The 15,420-nt window shown below is 72.2% G+C and carries 16 protein-coding genes; 10 read left to right on the top strand and 6 right to left on the bottom strand.

Going from position 1 to position 15,420, the window contains the following annotated elements:
* Nucleotides 1-164: 164 nt before the first annotated feature.
* From gatC to gatB, 4 genes are read left to right on the top strand one after another with little or no spacing between them, the layout of a single operon-like run.
* The gene (gatC, locus tag AB0D48_RS11540) at nt 165-461 is read left to right on the top strand and encodes an Asp-tRNA(Asn)/Glu-tRNA(Gln) amidotransferase subunit GatC (protein WP_030010586.1); all 297 of its coding nucleotides are present in this window, start codon (nt 165-167) and stop codon (nt 459-461) included.
* Nucleotides 462-466: 5 nt separating this feature from the next.
* Nucleotides 467-1,960, top strand: a complete 1,494-nt coding sequence (gatA, locus tag AB0D48_RS11545; protein WP_362393859.1) for an Asp-tRNA(Asn)/Glu-tRNA(Gln) amidotransferase subunit GatA — start codon at nt 467-469, stop codon at nt 1,958-1,960.
* Nucleotides 1,957-2,202 (top strand): hypothetical protein, encoded by a 246-nt coding sequence (locus AB0D48_RS11550; protein WP_362393861.1) that lies wholly within the window; start codon nt 1,957-1,959, stop codon nt 2,200-2,202. Before gatA ends, AB0D48_RS11550 begins: the two co-directional genes overlap by 4 nt.
* 16 nt (nt 2,203-2,218) lie before the next feature.
* Complete coding sequence (gene gatB / locus AB0D48_RS11555) at nt 2,219-3,730, top strand: Asp-tRNA(Asn)/Glu-tRNA(Gln) amidotransferase subunit GatB (RefSeq protein ID WP_362393863.1); 1,512 nt, start codon at nt 2,219-2,221, stop codon at nt 3,728-3,730.
* Between the two features lie 57 nt (nt 3,731-3,787).
* Here gatB and AB0D48_RS11560 read toward each other — a convergent pair whose 3' ends face one another.
* Together AB0D48_RS11560 and AB0D48_RS11565 are read right to left on the bottom strand one after the other, a co-directional pair.
* Entirely contained in the window at nt 3,788-4,153 is a 366-nt protein-coding gene (locus AB0D48_RS11560; RefSeq protein WP_362393865.1) for an NPCBM/NEW2 domain-containing protein, read from the bottom strand.
* 5 nt (nt 4,154-4,158) lie between these two features.
* Nucleotides 4,159-5,619, bottom strand: a complete 1,461-nt coding sequence (locus tag AB0D48_RS11565; RefSeq protein WP_362393867.1) for a serine/threonine-protein kinase — start codon at nt 5,617-5,619, stop codon at nt 4,159-4,161.
* A gap of 178 nt (nt 5,620-5,797) precedes the next feature.
* Between AB0D48_RS11565 and AB0D48_RS11570 the strand changes: the two genes are divergently transcribed.
* Nucleotides 5,798-6,583, top strand: coding sequence for an alpha/beta hydrolase (locus AB0D48_RS11570; RefSeq protein WP_362393870.1), 786 nt, complete (start codon nt 5,798-5,800; stop codon nt 6,581-6,583).
* Here the strand turns inward: AB0D48_RS11570 and AB0D48_RS11575 are convergent.
* The 4 genes from AB0D48_RS11575 to AB0D48_RS11590 all read right to left on the bottom strand — a co-directional run bounded on the left by AB0D48_RS11575 (nt 6,549) and on the right by AB0D48_RS11590 (nt 10,875).
* On the bottom strand, nt 6,549-7,166 hold the full coding sequence (locus AB0D48_RS11575) for a GNAT family N-acetyltransferase (RefSeq protein WP_362393872.1): 618 nt from the start codon (nt 7,164-7,166) through the stop codon (nt 6,549-6,551). The genes AB0D48_RS11570 and AB0D48_RS11575 overlap by 35 nt on opposite strands.
* Nucleotides 7,163-9,247 carry a penicillin acylase family protein gene (locus AB0D48_RS11580; RefSeq protein ID WP_362394345.1) on the bottom strand — a complete coding sequence of 695 codons (2,085 nt, stop codon included), beginning with the start codon at nt 9,245-9,247 and terminating at the stop codon, nt 7,163-7,165. Before AB0D48_RS11580 ends, AB0D48_RS11575 begins: the two co-directional genes overlap by 4 nt.
* A gap of 157 nt (nt 9,248-9,404) precedes the next feature.
* Nucleotides 9,405-9,905, bottom strand: a complete 501-nt coding sequence (locus AB0D48_RS11585; protein ID WP_362393874.1) for a DinB family protein — start codon at nt 9,903-9,905, stop codon at nt 9,405-9,407.
* 163 nt (nt 9,906-10,068) lie between these two features.
* Nucleotides 10,069-10,875 (bottom strand): GNAT family N-acetyltransferase, encoded by an 807-nt coding sequence (locus AB0D48_RS11590; RefSeq protein ID WP_362393877.1) that lies wholly within the window; start codon nt 10,873-10,875, stop codon nt 10,069-10,071.
* 53 nt (nt 10,876-10,928) lie between these two features.
* Between AB0D48_RS11590 and AB0D48_RS11595 the strand changes: the two genes are divergently transcribed.
* The 5 genes from AB0D48_RS11595 (at nt 10,929) to AB0D48_RS11615 (ending at nt 15,348) form a co-directional block, all read left to right on the top strand.
* Nucleotides 10,929-11,345, top strand: coding sequence for a signal peptidase I (locus tag AB0D48_RS11595; protein ID WP_362393880.1), 417 nt, complete (start codon nt 10,929-10,931; stop codon nt 11,343-11,345).
* Nucleotides 11,346-11,553: 208 nt separating this feature from the next.
* Nucleotides 11,554-13,791 carry an MMPL family transporter gene (locus AB0D48_RS11600; RefSeq protein WP_362393883.1) on the top strand — a complete coding sequence of 746 codons (2,238 nt, stop codon included), beginning with the start codon at nt 11,554-11,556 and terminating at the stop codon, nt 13,789-13,791.
* A gap of 21 nt (nt 13,792-13,812) precedes the next feature.
* A complete protein-coding gene (locus AB0D48_RS11605) occupies nt 13,813-14,367 on the top strand; it encodes a GNAT family protein (RefSeq protein ID WP_362393886.1) in 555 nt (184 codons plus the stop codon).
* 79 nt (nt 14,368-14,446) lie between these two features.
* The gene (locus tag AB0D48_RS11610) at nt 14,447-15,016 is read left to right on the top strand and encodes a hypothetical protein (RefSeq protein ID WP_362393889.1); all 570 of its coding nucleotides are present in this window, start codon (nt 14,447-14,449) and stop codon (nt 15,014-15,016) included.
* 167 nt (nt 15,017-15,183) lie between these two features.
* Nucleotides 15,184-15,348, top strand: coding sequence for a hypothetical protein (locus tag AB0D48_RS11615; protein ID WP_362393892.1), 165 nt, complete (start codon nt 15,184-15,186; stop codon nt 15,346-15,348).
* Nucleotides 15,349-15,420 lie beyond the last annotated feature (72 nt).

A 15,420-nucleotide genomic window follows, 5' to 3' on the forward strand; every position in this document is an offset into this window, starting at 1 on the left:
GGCGACTGAGGCGCGGGTCCGGGCGGCGCCCGGGAAGCCTCGCGCAGCGGACTCGCGCCCGGCCACGTACAGGCATCAGCGCAAACCGTTTCGCAGGCCGGGCGCCGGGCCCCATAGGATTGGGTCCGAAACGAAACATCCACCCACCCCCAGAGGATCGCTGCATGCCTGGCATTACGCGCGAGGAGGTCGTCCACCTCGCTCGGCTGGCGCGCCTTGAGCTGTCCAGCAACGAGCTGGATCACTTCGCCGGACAGCTCGGCGACATCATCGGCGCGGTCGCCCGCGTATCCGAGGTCGCCGACCAAGACGTCCCGCCGACCTCCCACCCGCTGCCCCTGACGAACGTCATGCGTGCGGACGAGGTCCGTCCCTCGCTCACCCCCGAGCAGGCGCTCTCCGGCGCTCCCGCCCAGGAGCAGCAGCGATTCAAGGTGCCGCAGATCCTGGGGGAGGACTAACAACCATGACCGACATCATCAAGCTCACGGCCGCCCGGACCGCCGAGAAGATCGCCTCCGGCGAGCTCACGGCCGTCGAGGTCACCGAGGCCCACCTGGCCCGCATCGACGCGACCGACGAGAAGGTCCACGCCTTCCTGCACGTCGACCGCGACGGCGCGCTCGCCCAGGCCCGCGCCGTCGACGCCAAGCGCGCGGCCGGCGAGAAGCTCGGCCCGCTGGCCGGCGTGCCCCTCGCCCTCAAGGACATCTTCACCACCGTCGGGGTGCCGACCACCGTCGGTTCGAAGATCCTCGAAGGCTGGATCCCGCCGTACGACGCGACCCTGACGCGCAAGCTCAAGGAAGCCGACGTCGTCATCCTCGGCAAGACCAACATGGACGAGTTCGCCATGGGGTCCTCCACCGAGAACAGCGCGTACGGCCCCACCGGCAACCCGTGGGACCTCACCCGGATCCCCGGCGGCTCCGGCGGCGGCTCCGCGGCCGCGCTGGCCGCCTTCCAGGCCCCGCTCGCCATCGGCACGGACACCGGCGGCTCCATCCGCCAGCCCGCCGCCGTCACCGGCACGGTCGGCGTGAAGCCCACGTACGGCGGTGTATCCCGCTACGGCATGGTGGCCTTCTCCTCCTCCCTCGACCAGGGCGGTCCCTGCGCCCGTACGGTCCTGGACGCGGCGCTCCTCCACGAGGTCATCGCCGGGCACGACCCGCTCGACTCCACCTCCATCGACGCCCCGGTCCCGCCGGTCGTCGAGGCCGCCCGCAACGGCTCCGTCGCCGGCATGCGCGTCGGCGTGGTCAAGCAGTTCGCCGGCGAGGGCTACCAGGCCGGCGTCGTCCAGCGCTTCAACGAGTCGGTGGAGCTCCTCAAGGAGCTCGGCGCCGAGATCGTCGAGCTGGACTGCCCCTCCTTCGACCTCGCGATGGCCGCGTACTACCTGATCGCGCCGTCCGAGTGTTCCTCGAACCTGGCCCGCTTCGACGCCATGCGCTACGGCCTGCGCGTCGGCGACGACGGCACCAAGTCCGCCGAGGACGTCACCGCCCTGACCCGCGAAGCCGGCTTCGGCGACGAGGTCAAGCGCCGCATCATCCTCGGCACGTACGCGCTCAGCTCCGGCTACTACGACGCGTACTACGGCTCCGCCCAGAAGGTCCGCACGCTCATCACGCAGGACTTCGAGAAGTCCTTCGAGCAGGTCGACGTGATCGTCTCCCCGACGACCCCGACCACCGCCTTCGCGATCGGTGAGCGCACCGACGACCCGCTGGCGATGTACCTCGCGGACCTGTGCACCATCCCGACCAACCTGGCCGGCAACTCCGCCATGTCGCTGCCCTGCGGCCTGGCGCCGGAGGACGGCCTGCCGGTCGGGCTGCAGATCATCGCCCCGGCGATGAAGGACGACCGGCTGTACAAGGTCGGCGCGGCCGTCGAGGCCGCCTTCGTCGCGCGCTGGGGTCACCCGCTGCTTGAGGAGGCACCGTCGCTGTGAGCACCAGTGCACTGTCCAAGGCCAAGGGCTTCAAGAAGTCCAAGACCGGCACCTACCTGTCGATCGGCACCACCGCCTTCGGCGCCCTCAGCGTGATCAAGCAGGCCAAGAAGGCCCGCAGCGAGAACGACACGCTGAAGCTGGTCGATGCCGTCGTGTCCGCCGCCGCCATCGTCACCGGTCTCGCGATCCTGTACCGCGAGCTGAAGCGCCTGGGCGACGACGACGTCCTGCTGGGCTGAGAGGGAAAGTTTCACCGTGACCACCTTCACCGAACTGCTGTCGTACGAGGACGCTCTCGCCTCGTACGACCCCGTCATGGGCCTTGAGGTCCATGTCGAGCTCGGCACCAAGACCAAGATGTTCTGCGGCTGTTCCACCGAGCTGGGTGCCGAGCCCAACTCGCAGACCTGCCCCACCTGCCTCGGTCTGCCCGGCTCCCTGCCGGTCGTCAACGCGATCGGCGTCGAGTCCGCCATCAAGATCGGTCTCGCGTTGAACTGCGAGATCGCCGAGTGGTGCCGCTTCGCCCGGAAGAACTACTTCTATCCGGACATGCCGAAGAACTTCCAGACCTCCCAGTACGACGAGCCCATCGCCTACAACGGCTACCTGGACGTCCAGCTGGAGGACGGCGAGATCTTCCGCGTGGAGATCGAGCGCGCCCACATGGAGGAGGACACCGGCAAGTCGCTGCACGTCGGCGGCGCCACCGGCCGTATCCACGGCGCGTCCCACTCCCTGCTGGACTACAACCGCGCCGGCATCCCGCTCATCGAGATCGTCACCAAGCCGATCGAGGGTGCGGGCGAGCGCGCCCCCGAGGTCGCCAAGGCGTACGTCGCCGAGCTGCGCGAGGTCATCAAGGCGCTCGACGTCTCCGAGGCCCGCATGGACAAGGGCCAGATGCGCTGCGACGTGAACCTGTCGCTGCGCCCCGGCCCCGAGGCGCCCTTCGGCACCCGGTCGGAGACCAAGAACGTCAACTCGCTGCGCTCCGTCGAGCGCGCGGCCCGCTTCGAGATCCAGCGCCACGCGGCGGTTCTCTCGTCCGGCGGGACGATCGTGCAGGAGACCCGGCACTTCCACGAGGAGGACGGCTCCACCACGGCCGGCCGCATCAAGGACAACGCCGAGGACTACCGCTACTTCCCCGAGCCCGACCTGGTCCCCGTGGCCCCGGCCCGCGACTGGGTCGAGGAGCTGCGCGCCGGCCTCCCCGAGATGCCGCGCGTGCGCCGCAACCGGCTCCGAGAGGAGTGGGGCGTCACCGAGCACGACATGCAGTCGATCCTCAACGCGGGCGCGGTGGACTCCATCGTCGCCACGATCGAGGCGGGTGCCGACTCGGCCGCCGCGCGCAAGTGGTGGATGGGTGAGCTGGCGCGCAACGCCAACGAGCAGGGCGTCGTGGTCGACGAGCTGCCCGTCACCCCGGCGCAGGTGGCCCGGGTCGCGGCGCTGGTCGCCGACGGTTCGCTCAATGACAAGCTCGCCCGCAAGGTGTTCGAAGGCGTCCTCGCCGGCGAGGGCACCCCGGACGAGGTCGTCGAGAAGCGCGGCCTGAAGGTCGTCTCGGACGAGGGCGCGCTCGGCGCGGCCGTGGACGAGGCCATCGCGGGCAACGCGGCCATCGCGGACAAGATCCGCGGCGGCAAGGTCGCGGCCGTCGGCGCCCTGGTCGGCGCGGTCATGAAGACCACCCGTGGCCAGGCCGACGCGGCGCGCGTCAAGGAGCTCATCCTGGAGAAGCTGGGCGTCTCCGAGTAACGCGTACGTCGGCGGCCCCGCACCGGACTTCCGGTGCGGGGCCGCCGTGCGTTCCCGTCAGCGGGTGAGCTGCGGGGCGGCGATGACCACCGTGCCGTTGTCGCAGCCCATGTCCACCTTGACGCGCAGCCGCAGGGCGCCGGTCACGTCCACCGACTGGGTGGCCGGCTTGCCGAGTTCGACGAGTTCGGAGAAGGCCGCGGGCTTGCCGTCCACCGAAACGCTGACCCGCCCCTTCTCGTGCGTGGAGCCGTCGTCGATCCCGGCGGTGAACTCCAGGTGCTTCCACTCGCGGTTGAGGTCGAACTCGGTGATCGCCTCGTCGTTGCAGTCGGGCTGCGCGATGAAGGCGGCCCCGTACTGCTTGGTGTTGATCTTCGCCGAGCCGATCTTGAAGTTGCCCAGCCCCGACACGGGCGTCATCACGGTCAGGTCGGCGGCCTTGATGTCCGGCGCGATGCCCGCGGGCCTGGAGCCGCTGGCCGTGGGCTCAGCCGTGGTGTCCGCGCTCTCGCTGTCCGAGGGCGTGGGCGTCGGGCTCGGGGATTCCGGCTCGGGGCTGTCGGAGGCGGAAGCAGAGGGCTTGTCGCTCGCGGTCCGGTCCGTTCCCTTGTCGTCCTTGTCCTGCAGGAACCGTACGCCGGCCACCGCGAGTGCGGCGATGACCACGACGGCGGCGACACTGCCCAGCACCAGCCCGGTCCGGCGCTTCTTCCGGGGCTCGGGAGGCGGGGTCGCCTGCAAGGGGTACGTCGCGTCGGCGCGTACGCGGCGGGCACGGGCTCCGGTACGGGGTGCGCTGCGGGCTGGGGCTGGAGCTGTTGCTGTAGCTCCGTGTCCGGTTCCGGCTGTGGCGGAGGGCCGTAGGCCGGCGTGGGAGCCGCCGGCGACGGCGGGGTCGCCGGCGGGGGCGGGGCCACCGGCTTCGCCGGGATCGGGACCGGGGCCGCAGGGGCCGGAGAGGCGTCCTCCACCACGCGCTGCGAGGTGGAGGTGGTCGTGGACACCACCGCGTGACGGACGTCCTTCATCCAGCCGGCCAGACTCACCGGCCGGTTCCCGGGATCCGCCGAGTAGATCGAGGCGATCCGCGCCCGCTGCTCGGCGTCCAGCACGGCGATCTGCGGCACCGCCGTCAGCGCCTGGGACAGCTGCTCCGGGGTGGCGGGCGGCGACTGCCCGCTCAGCAGGAAGTACGCGATGGCCCCGAACGCGTACCGGTCCGTGCCCGGCGTCCGCTTCCCGTCGAAGACCTCGGGCGCCGCGTAGCCCGGTGTGAACCAGACCTCCGCCGTCTGGTGGTCGGCGGTCAGTTTGCTGAGGCCGAAGTCCACCAGCGTGGCCTGCCCGTGCGCGTCGACCATCACATTGCCGGGGGAGAGGTCGCCGTGGATCACCTGGCGACCGGACGGCGTGGCCTTTCCCGAGTGCAGCCAGTCCAGTACGTCGGCCAGCTGCTCCAGCGTGCGCATCACCTCGCGCCGTTCGGCTGCGGTGGCGAGCGTCCGCTCCGCCCGCCAGTCCCGCAGGTCGAGCCCGTCGACGTGGTTCATGACGAGGACGAGCGCCCGCCCGGTCAGGGTCGAGAACTCGCCGGGCCGGTGGATCGGCGGTCCCTCGAAGTGCTCCCGTACGCCCACCACACCGGGCCGGTGGACGAAGCGCAGCAACTCCGCCTGCTCGTTCCACTTCTGGCTGATCCGGTCGAAGATCTCGGGCGTGATGGTCGTCTTGGAGTCGAGCACCTTGACGACCACCGGCTCGGCTCCGCCGGCGAGCTCGATCTCCGCGAGATAGAGCACGGCCTCCCCGCCGCGACCGATCGACCGGAGCAACCGGTAACGGTCTGCCGCCGCGTCCGGCCCGATGTGCAGATTCTGGCTGGTCAATTTCCCCCCAGCGCCAATGGTTTGAGTGGGGATCAGCTTCGAGCCGCCGGACGCGCGAGGTCAATGGGAATGGTCATCCCTTTAGAGTGACGATCGGACAGGTTTCTGTAGTGATCGCTAGTTTAATAATGTACGGTTCTTTCTGTAGCGACCGCTGTGAAATCGAAGGAGGAACTCCATGACCGCCACTTACGCCCGCACCGCCCGCACCGGGAGCGGCGGGCCCGGCCTTCTGCTCACCCACGGCGCCGGCGGGTCCGTCGACTCGAACTTCGGGACGATCCTGGACGCGCTCGCCGCCGAGTACAGCGTCGTCGGCGTCGACTACCCCGGCACCGGGGGCACCCCGCGCTCCTCGGAGCCGCTGGAACTGGACGATCTGGCCGATCAGTTGGTGGCCGCCGCCGACGCCGAGGGGCTGGAGCGCTTCGCGGTCCTCGGGTACTCGCTCGGCGGGAACGTCGCCGTACGGGTCGCCGCGCGATACCCCGAGCGGATCACCGCGCTCGTGCTCACCGCGAGCTTCGCGAGGGCCGGTCACGGCTTCGGCCTCGTCTCCGAGCTGTGGTCCGAGCTCGGCCGGCGCGGGGAGAACGGACTGCTCGCGCGGTTCCTCGTGCCGCTCCTCCTCGGCGAGGGGCAGCTGGAGGAGCTGAGCCCCGAGCAGGTGGAGGCCCTCGTGCAGGGGACCGCGGCGACCGTTCCGCCCGGGGGCGGGGAGCAGGCCGCGCTGATCAAGGGGACCGACCTGCGGGCCGAGCTGGCGCGCATCGACGTACCGGCCCTCGTCATCGCCACGACCGGGGACCGGCTCGTGCCGCTCGCCCTTCAGCGGGAACTGGCGGACGCGCTGCCGGGCGCGCGGCTCGCGGAACTGCCCACCGGCCACCTTCCGTTCGCCGAGCGCCCCGCCGAATGGGCGGCGCTGGTCACCGGGTTTCTGGCAGCGGCGCCGGTGCGTTGAGGAAGGCCAGGCGGGCCGGCTTGGCCGGGAGGTAGACCTCGGGCAGGTCGATCTCCGGAAGTTCGACCTCCGGGCCGAGTACGAACCCGGTGCGCTCCAGGAGGGCGATGGCCTTGGCGTTGCGGGCGTCCGGCTCGGCGACCAGGCGCCGGGCACCGCCGTCGGAGAACAGGTAGGAGATGAAGGCGCTCAACAGGCCCGCGGTGAAGCCGTGCTGGGCAGCGCCCTTGCTCGGGCCGATCAGCAGGTGCACGCCGACGTCCCCGGGCTGGACCTCGTAGCACTCGCTGACCCGGTCCTCGGCGCAGTCGTACGTCTGGAACAGCGCGACCTGCTCGCCCTCCCGCGCGACCATGAACGCGTGGTGGGTGGTGCGGCGGTCGACGTCCTCGTAGATCTCCTGGACCAGCTCGCGGCTGGCCCCGCCCATGCCCCAGAAGCGGGCGCGTTCCTGTGTGACCCAGCTGTGGATGAGGGCGGAGTCGGCGGCCGGGTCCACCGGCGTGAGGGTGACCGTGCCGAAGCCCCCGACGAGCCGGGTGTACACGGGCTGCCGGGTGGGGGCAGGGGTGGTGGCGGTCATGCGGATTCCTTGGTGAGCCGGGCCCAGCCGGTGACGACGGGGACGAGTTCGCACCGCGCCCACAGCGGGAGCTGGTCGCGGTGGTGGGGTGAGCCGGTGACGCCGTCCGCGCCGAGCGGGACCGCCCAGAGGCTGTCCTCGCGATGGGCGAGGTCCCAGACGTAACGGGCCGCCGAGGCGCGGGCGGTGAGGTCGGTGAAGCCGGGGACGGAGGACGTGGCGTTCACGCAGTCGTGGTCGCCGCCGAGGCCGGGCCACTGCGCCTGCGGGTCCGGCAGCGCCGACCAGGGGGCGAGGCGGTGGACCTCCGCCCAGGGGATGTCGGGCGCGCCGCTCGCCGCCGTCTCCTCCAGGGCGGCGCGCACGTGCGCGACGCGCTCGAGGTCCGGGAGGAGGGAGGTGGTGAGCAGGCCTTCGAGGGCGTATCCGATCCGGGGGACCAGGTACAGCCAGGGGTGGAACACCTCCGGGCCGGTGGGGGCGCCCGCCAGGTCCGCGAAGACGGGATCGGCGGCGAGGCGGCGTACGGTCGCGGTCCGCAGGGCCGAGAAGACGGTGGCGTCGGTGCTGTCGGCCGCCATGTGCCGGTCCCAGGCCAGCAGCCGGGCGCGCAGGGCCTGCGCCGCGGGGGACAGGCCGTCGAGTGCGGGCAGCAGGGCGAGCAGCGCTTCGGCGGAGGCCAGGTGCGTGTCCGCGTGGATGCGGGCCATGGCCTTCGGGGACCAGTTGGTGGAGCCGCTGAGCAGTTCGCGGATGCGGTCTGCACTGTGCGGGGGCGCGAACTCCACGCCGAGCGGGGAGGCGATCCCGCGGGCGTTCGCCATGACGGCGAAGCCCTGCACGGGCTCGGCGGGGGTCGGGGCCCAGTCCTGCCAGGCGTACCGCTGGTCCCACGCGGGTACGGGGCGCAGCCGGTTGGCGGGGTGGCGCAGCGGGACGGCGCCCGCGACGCGGTGCAGCAGGCCGCCCGCGGAGTCGGCGGCGTGCACGACGTTGACGGGCTCGGCCCAGCCGTCGAGGGCGCGGTCGATGTCGGCGACGGTACGGGCGCGCAGCAGGGCGGGGAGCGCGGCGAAGCCGAGGTCGCGGCGGACCCGGGGCGGGTAGCGCAGGGAGAGGGTGTCCCCGCCTTCGCGGACCACGACCGGGCCGCGGGCGGTCTCCAGGACCTCGACCTCGACGTCCTCGCAGCCGGCCACGGTGAGGGTTTCGGTGTGGCGGGCGACGGCCTCCCACACGCCGTCCGGGCCCAGCGCCTCCAGGGCGGGCCCCTCCCCGCGCAGCTGCTCGACGTACAGGTCCTGGTAGTCGGCCATCGCGTTGGTGATGGCCCAGGCGGCGGTTCCGGTGTGCCCGAAGTGGGCGAGGCCCGGGACACCGGGGACGGCCAGGCCGAGGACGTCGTACTCCGGGCATGAGATGCGTATCTGCTGGTAGACGCCCGGGTCCTCGATGAACCGGTGCGGGTCGCCCGCGATGATCGCGGCGCCGGTGGCGGTGCGGTCGCCGGGCACCAGCCAGCCGTTGCTGCCGGCGGTGCCGGGGCCGTCGGTGGCGAAGAGGGTGACCGCGTCCTCTCCCAGGGCGCGGGCCACGCGCTCGCGCCACAGCTTGGTGGCGAAGCCGGCGAACAGGACGTGGGTGGCGGTCCAGACGGCGAGCGGGACCCACGGCTCCCAGGGGGTGGGGGTGAGGCCGGTGCGGGCGAAGCGCTCGTCGCGGGCGGCGCCGGCGGTCAGGCCGTCGTTGACGCCGTCGACGTACGCGCCGACCCAGGCGGCGGTCTCCGGGTCGAGGGCCTCGTGGCAGCGGCGAGCGGTGTCGTCGATCCGGCACTGGCGGGCGAACCGGTCCCAGGCCACGGAGTCCGCGCCGAGGAAGGCGGCGCTGGAGCCCTGGGCGCGGTGGCGTTCGACCTCCAGCTGCCAGGCGCGGTCGGAGGCGGTGACGCGGCCCTGGGCGTAGGCGAGGTCGAGGGCATTGGCGGCGCGGAGGTGGGGGATGCCCCAGGGGTCGCGGTAGACCTCGTACTCCCTGTGCGCCTCGTACTCCTCGCCCGTGCCGGCGCTCTCGCCGCTCACACTGCTCACGCTGCTCACACTCTTCCCCACGGTGCATTAGGTTAGGCTGGCCTAACTATAGGGGTGCCGGGAAAGCGCTGGGTCCCCGAGTGGCTCTGAGCCGGGGCCGGGCCCGGGGTCGGGCAGGCCGGGCCGGGCCGGGCCGGGCAGGCCGGGCTCAGGCGCCGGTGGTGCCGTCGATCGCCTCGCGGAGCAGGTCGGCGTGGCCGTTGTGGCGGGCGTACTCGTGGATGAGGTGGAGCATGAGCAGGCGCAGCGAGGCCTCCTCCTTCCAGCTCGGCACGTACGCCGTCACGTCCAGGGACTCGGCGGCGGCCTCGATGCGGCGGGCGTGCGCCACTTCGGCCTCCCAGGCGGCGAACGCCTCGGCGCGGCCGGATCCGGAAGCGTCGTAGGCGGCCTGGAAGTCGTGGGTGTCCGACCACAGGTGGGGGAGTTCCTCGCCGCTCAGGACGCGGCGGAACCAGTGCCGTTCGACCTCGGCCATGTGCCGGACCAGCCCCAGCAGGGACAGGGTGGACGGGGGCATGGAGGTCCGGCGCAGCTGCTCGTCGTCGAGGCCCTCGCACTTCCAGGCGAGGGTGGCCCGGTGGTAGTCGAGGTAGGCGCGGAGGGTCTCGCGCTCGTGACCGGTGAGGGGCGGGTCGATGCGTTCCATGCGGGTGATCATGCCCGCTGGACCCGCGGCCCGGAAGCCCGGCGACGGGGCCGGGCCGGCCGGCGGACGGCACTCCCCTGTGGCCCCGTGATGAGTCCGGACCGATCGGCGGGACGGCCGCCGCGGCCCGGCGACGAGGCCGGGCCGGCCGGCGGGACGGGCCTCACCCGCGCGTCCACACGTACGGCACCGTCACGCCCAGCACGCCGAAGCCCAGCCGCTCCAGGATCGGGCGGCTGTCGGAGGAGGCGTCCACCTGGAGGTACGGGATCCCGCGCGCTGCCGCCACACGGGCCCGGTGGGCGACCAGCAGCCGGTAGATGCCGCGGCCGCGCCACCGCGGGTCCGTACCGCCGCCCCACAGGCCCGCGAACGGGGCACCCGGCGGCATCTCCATCCGGGCCGCGCTCACCGGGGTGTCGCCGGCCATCGCCAGGACGGCTTCGATGCCGTCCGGCTCGTCGCGGAGCAGGCTCAGCATCTGCTCCCGGATATGCGGCCGCTCGGTTCCGAAGGCCCGCGCGTGGACCTCCATCATCAGGTCCACGCCCGCCTCGTCCGTCACCACCCGCAGGGTGATGCCCTCCGGCGGCTCCACCGGGAGCGCGGCGAGCTCCTCGGTGCGCCCGACCATCAGCGTTTCGGCCGGCTCCGGCACGAAGCCTGCTGCCCGCAGCCGGTCGCCGAGGTCCGCGGGCCGGTCGTAGTCGTACAGCTTCCACTCGAACTCGGGCGTCCCCAGCGCCGAGAAGTGCGCGACCTGCGCCGCGATCTCCGCGTCCGCCGTCTGCTCGTCGAGGTCCGACCAGAGCACGCCGTTCCAGCCGGGCCCGGGCACGGTATGCCGGACGACCGCGCCGGCCCGCTCCACGCGGGCCGGCGCCGCGTCGGGCTGCGCGCCGCGGCGCATCCGGGCGTCGTACTCGGCCCGCACCCGGCGGAGTTCGTCAAGATCCGTCTGCATCGTCATCGGCCCAGCTCACCAGTGGCCGACCGGCCCCACAACTGCATTAACCTCACCCCGTGAACGACGACTCCACCATCTACACCGGCAAGGCCACCCCCGACGCCGCGGCCGACCGCGGCTGGCTCCTCGGCCACTTCAAGGACCCCTCCGACCCGCGTCACAGCGAGGACGTGGAGATCAAATGGGGTGTGCACCCGAAGGGCGACGAGCGGGAGCGCTGGGCGACCGCGGAGAAGCGGACCGCGCTGCTGGTGCTGATCAGCGGCCGTTTCCGGCTGGAGTTCCCGGGGCGGACCGTCGTCCTCGCCGAACAGGGCGACTACGTGCTCTGGGGACGCGGCGTCGACCATTCCTGGTACGCGGAGGAAGACGCGGTGGTCCTCACCGTCCGCTGGCCCTCGATCCCCGGCTACCGGGTCGACGAACCCGATGACCAGCACCGCCCCGAGCTGTCCGGCCACCCCACGGAGTGACCGGCGTCCCGTAAACCCCGACCCCCCTGTGACGATGCACACGAAAGGGACCAACGATCACGAATCGCTGAGATCGTCGGGGTGTAGACCATTTGGCCCGACCTCTGGGGTGATCCCCCGAGCGGTCGGCCGGGCCTTCACGAGTTCAAGCGATCCTTGCGACGGGCTGTCTCCCGGTAATGATCCGAACCACCAGGGAGCACGTCCGTTGGCAGCACTCGCACGATGGTGCATGCGGCACCGACTCCTCGCCGTCATGATCTGGCTGCTGGCCCTCGGGGGGACCGCGGCGGCCGCGCAGACCGCCGGGACGGCGTTCTCCAACGACTACGAGGTCCCCGGCACCGAATCCGGCCGGGCGGGCGACCTCCTGCGGGAAGGCTTCCACGGCCAGGGCGGAGACACCGACACCATCGTGTGGCGGGCCCCGGACCATCAGAGCGCCCGCACCCCGGACGTCCAGCAGCGCATGACCCGGGCCCTCGACGCCGTTGCCGCGCTTCCCGGCGTCGGATCGGTCGCAGGCCCCTACGGCCCCGGCTCCGAGAGCGCCGCCCGGATCAGCCCCGACGGGCGCACCGCCTACGCCGTGGTGACCTTCGACCGGCCGGCCGACGCCGTGCCCAAAGCCCAGGCCGAGGCGGTCGTCGACGCCGCGAAGAACCCGGCCACCGAGGCCGACGGCCTCCAGGTCGAACTCGGCGGGCGCGCCATCCAGCTCACCGAGGCCCCCACCGCGCACCTCGCCGAGGTCATCGGCGTCGCCGTCGCGGCCCTGGTCCTCTTCCTGGCCTTCGGCTCCCTCGCCGCGAGCCTGCTGCCCATCGCGACCGCGGTGGTGAGCGTGGGCACCGCCTATTTCGGCATCACCCTGCTCGGCCACGCGATGCCGGTCGCCGACTTCGCCCCGATGCTCGGCACCCTCGTCGGCCTCGGCGTCGGCATCGACTACGCGCTGTTCATCGTCACCCGGCACCGCAAGGGCCTCGCGCGCGGACTCCCCGTCGAGGAGGCGGCCGAGAACGCCGTCGCCACCACAGGCCGGGCCGTGGTCTTCGCCGGAGCCACCGTCTGCATCGCGCTGCTCGGCATGCTGGTGCTGCGGCTGGGGTTCCTCAACGGCGTCGCGATAGCGGCCTCCGTGACGGTGGTCCTGACGGTCGCCGCCTCGGTCACGCTGCTGCCCGCCCTCCTCTCGTACATCGGCACGCGCGCGCTCTCGCGCCGCGAGCGCCGCAGACTCGCCGCCGACGGTCCCCGGCCCGAGCACACCACGGGCTTCGCCGCCCGCTGGTCCGCCTTCGTGGAGCGGCACCCCAAGCTGCTGGGCGTCGTCGCCACCGCCGTCATGCTGGCGCTGGCACTGCCCACCCTCTTCCTCCACCTCGGCACCTCCGACCAGGGCAACAACCCGGCCGGCTCCACCACCCGGCAGGCCTACGACCTGCTGGCCGAGGGCTTCGGGCCCGGAACGAACGGCCCGCTCGCCGTGGTCGCCCGCCTCGACGGCGCCGGCGACCGGCTCGCCGTCGAGCGCCTCGCCGAGGCGCTTCGTACGGCGAAGGGCGTCGCCGCCGCCGGCCCGGCGGTCCTCAACCGGAGCGGGGACACCGCCGTCCTCACCGTCGTACCGGACTCCGCCCCCCAGTCCCGGGCCACGAGCGACCTCGTCGACAGGCTCCGCGAGGACGTCATTCCGCGCGCCGGACACGGCAACTCCATGGACGTCCACGTCGGCGGCGTGACGGCCGGCTACGACGACTTCGCCGAGGTCATCATCGGGAAACTGCCGCTCTTCGTCGGAGTGGTCATCGCCCTCGGCTGCGTGCTCCTGTTGCTGGCCTTCCGGTCCATCGGCATCCCCGTCAAGGCTGCGCTCATGAACGTCGCCGCCGTCGCCTCCTCGTTCGGCGTCGTCGTGGCGGTCTTCCAATGGGGCTGGGGCAGCGAGCTGCTGGGCCTGGGCAGCGCCGGGCCGATCGAACCCTTCCTGCCCGTGATCATGGTGTCCGTCCTGTTCGGACTCTCGATGGACTACCAGGTCTTCCTCGTCAGCCGGATGTACGAGGAATGGCTGGAGACCGGCGACAACAGACGGGCGGTCCGCGTGGGCCTCGCCGAGACCAGCCGGGTCATCAACTCGGCCGCCGTCATCATGATCTCCGTCTTCCTGGCCTTCGTCCTCAGCGGCGACCGGACCATCGCGATGTTCGGCATCGCCCTCGCCGCGGCCGTGGCCCTCGACGCCTTCGTGCTGCGCACCCTCCTCGTCCCGGCCCTGATGCACATGCTCGGCAGCGCGAACTGGTGGCTGCCCGCATGGCTCGACCGGCGGCTGCCCCGGATCAGCATCGAGCCCCCGGAACGCCCTCATGCGAAACTTCCGGCACAGCGGCCGAGCGAAGACAGCGCGGAGCCGGCTGACTCCGTACCCGTGTCCCGCTGACCAGCCGTAAGGACTCCACGCATGTTCGCGATAGACCTGGCCGAAGACGCCCAGCTCAAGCCGCTCGAGGTGTGGCACGCCGAGGAATTCCTCGCCCACATGGACCGCGGCCGCGAGTTCATCGGCCAGTACGTCGGCTTCCCCGACCGTGCCACCGACCTGGACTCGGCGCGCGAGCTGCTCCGTTCGAACGCCGAGAAGGCCGCGAACGACGGCACCCGCTTCTTCGGCATCTGGGTCGAGGGCACGCTCGTCGGCGGCGTCCTCTACCCGGTCTTCGACGCCGCGGGCGGCAACTGCGAAGTCGGCTGCTGGCTGGAGCCCGCCGCCGCCGGACGCGGGCTGGTCACGGCCGCTTGCCGGGTCCTCATCGACTGGGCCTTCAAGGGCCGCGGCATGCACCGCGTGGAGTGGCACGTCGCCACCGGGAACAAGAAGAGCATCGCGGTCGCCGAGCGCCTCGGACTGACCCGCGAGGGCGTGATGCGCGAGAACCACCTGCACCGTGGTGTGCGCCAGAGCACCGAGATCTGGGCGGTCCTCGCCCACGAGTGGCCCCCGGCCCGTCCCGCCTGAGCCCGGTCCGGGCCCCGCGGCCGCGGGGCCCGCCCCCCTTCTCATGAACCTCTCAGACTCGCCGCCTACGGTGCCCGGCATGGACACCACGAAGACCCCCGCCCCGAACGCCTCCGAGGCGGACGCAACCCCGGCCGACCTCAAGAAGGCCGAGATCCCCCAGCCCGCCGAGGCCGAGGCCGACGCCGCCCGCACCGACGCGGACCTGGACGACGACACGTTCGCCGAGGACCTCGCCGGGGACGAGCAGCCGAGCCACGTCGGAGCCGCGGCTTCCGCGATCGTCGCCGCCGGTCTCTCCGTCGTCGCGCTCAGCGGCAGCTGGGTCGCCGGCATCGTGTCCGAACGCAAGAGCATCACCGGCCGCCTCGAGCTGACCCAGGCCGCCGACGCCAACGCGCAGATCGCCGCCCAGTTCATCGGCCCGTGGCACTCCACCGCCCTGGTCAACGGCATCTTCGCCACCCTGGCCCTGATCATCGCCGTCTTCGTGCTGGCCCTGCCCGCCTTCGGCACCCCCGAGCGCACCCTCCCCGCCTGGGTGCGGTCCGTCTCCTGGGCGGCCGTCGCGCTGGGCGCCCTCGGCATCCTGCTCTTCGTCCTCATGTACTTCGACCTCCTCCTCACCATCCCCAAGGCAGCCGGCTAGGCACTGCCTTAGACCGCCTCGGCCCTGTTCGGGAACCTCCGGTCCCGGACTAAGGCCCCCTGCCCCCGGCAGATGCGGCATGCGACCGATGTGCCGGTACCCCCTGGGACGCGAATCTTGGATCACGCCGAACGAGGTGCCCGAGAAACGCAACCAGGGAGTACGAGATGTTCGAGTACGAGATCGCAGCCGCCCGCAACGCCGAGCGCATCCGCGAGGCCGACGCGTACCGCCTGGTGCGGGCGGCCGAGAAGGCGCGCCGCGCCTCCTCTCGCAGCCAGGAACCCGAAGGGGCGGTGAGGGGCCGGAGCCGCTTCGCCCGCGCCGCATAACCCGCGCCGGCCACGTGACCTGACACGTGATGAGAAGCGCAGCGATAACGAGTGCCGCCGGACAGGACGTCT

Origin of the sequence: Streptomyces sp. NPDC048269 (assembly GCF_040652395.1) — a bacterium.
GTDB lineage: Bacteria > Actinomycetota > Actinomycetes > Streptomycetales > Streptomycetaceae > Streptomyces.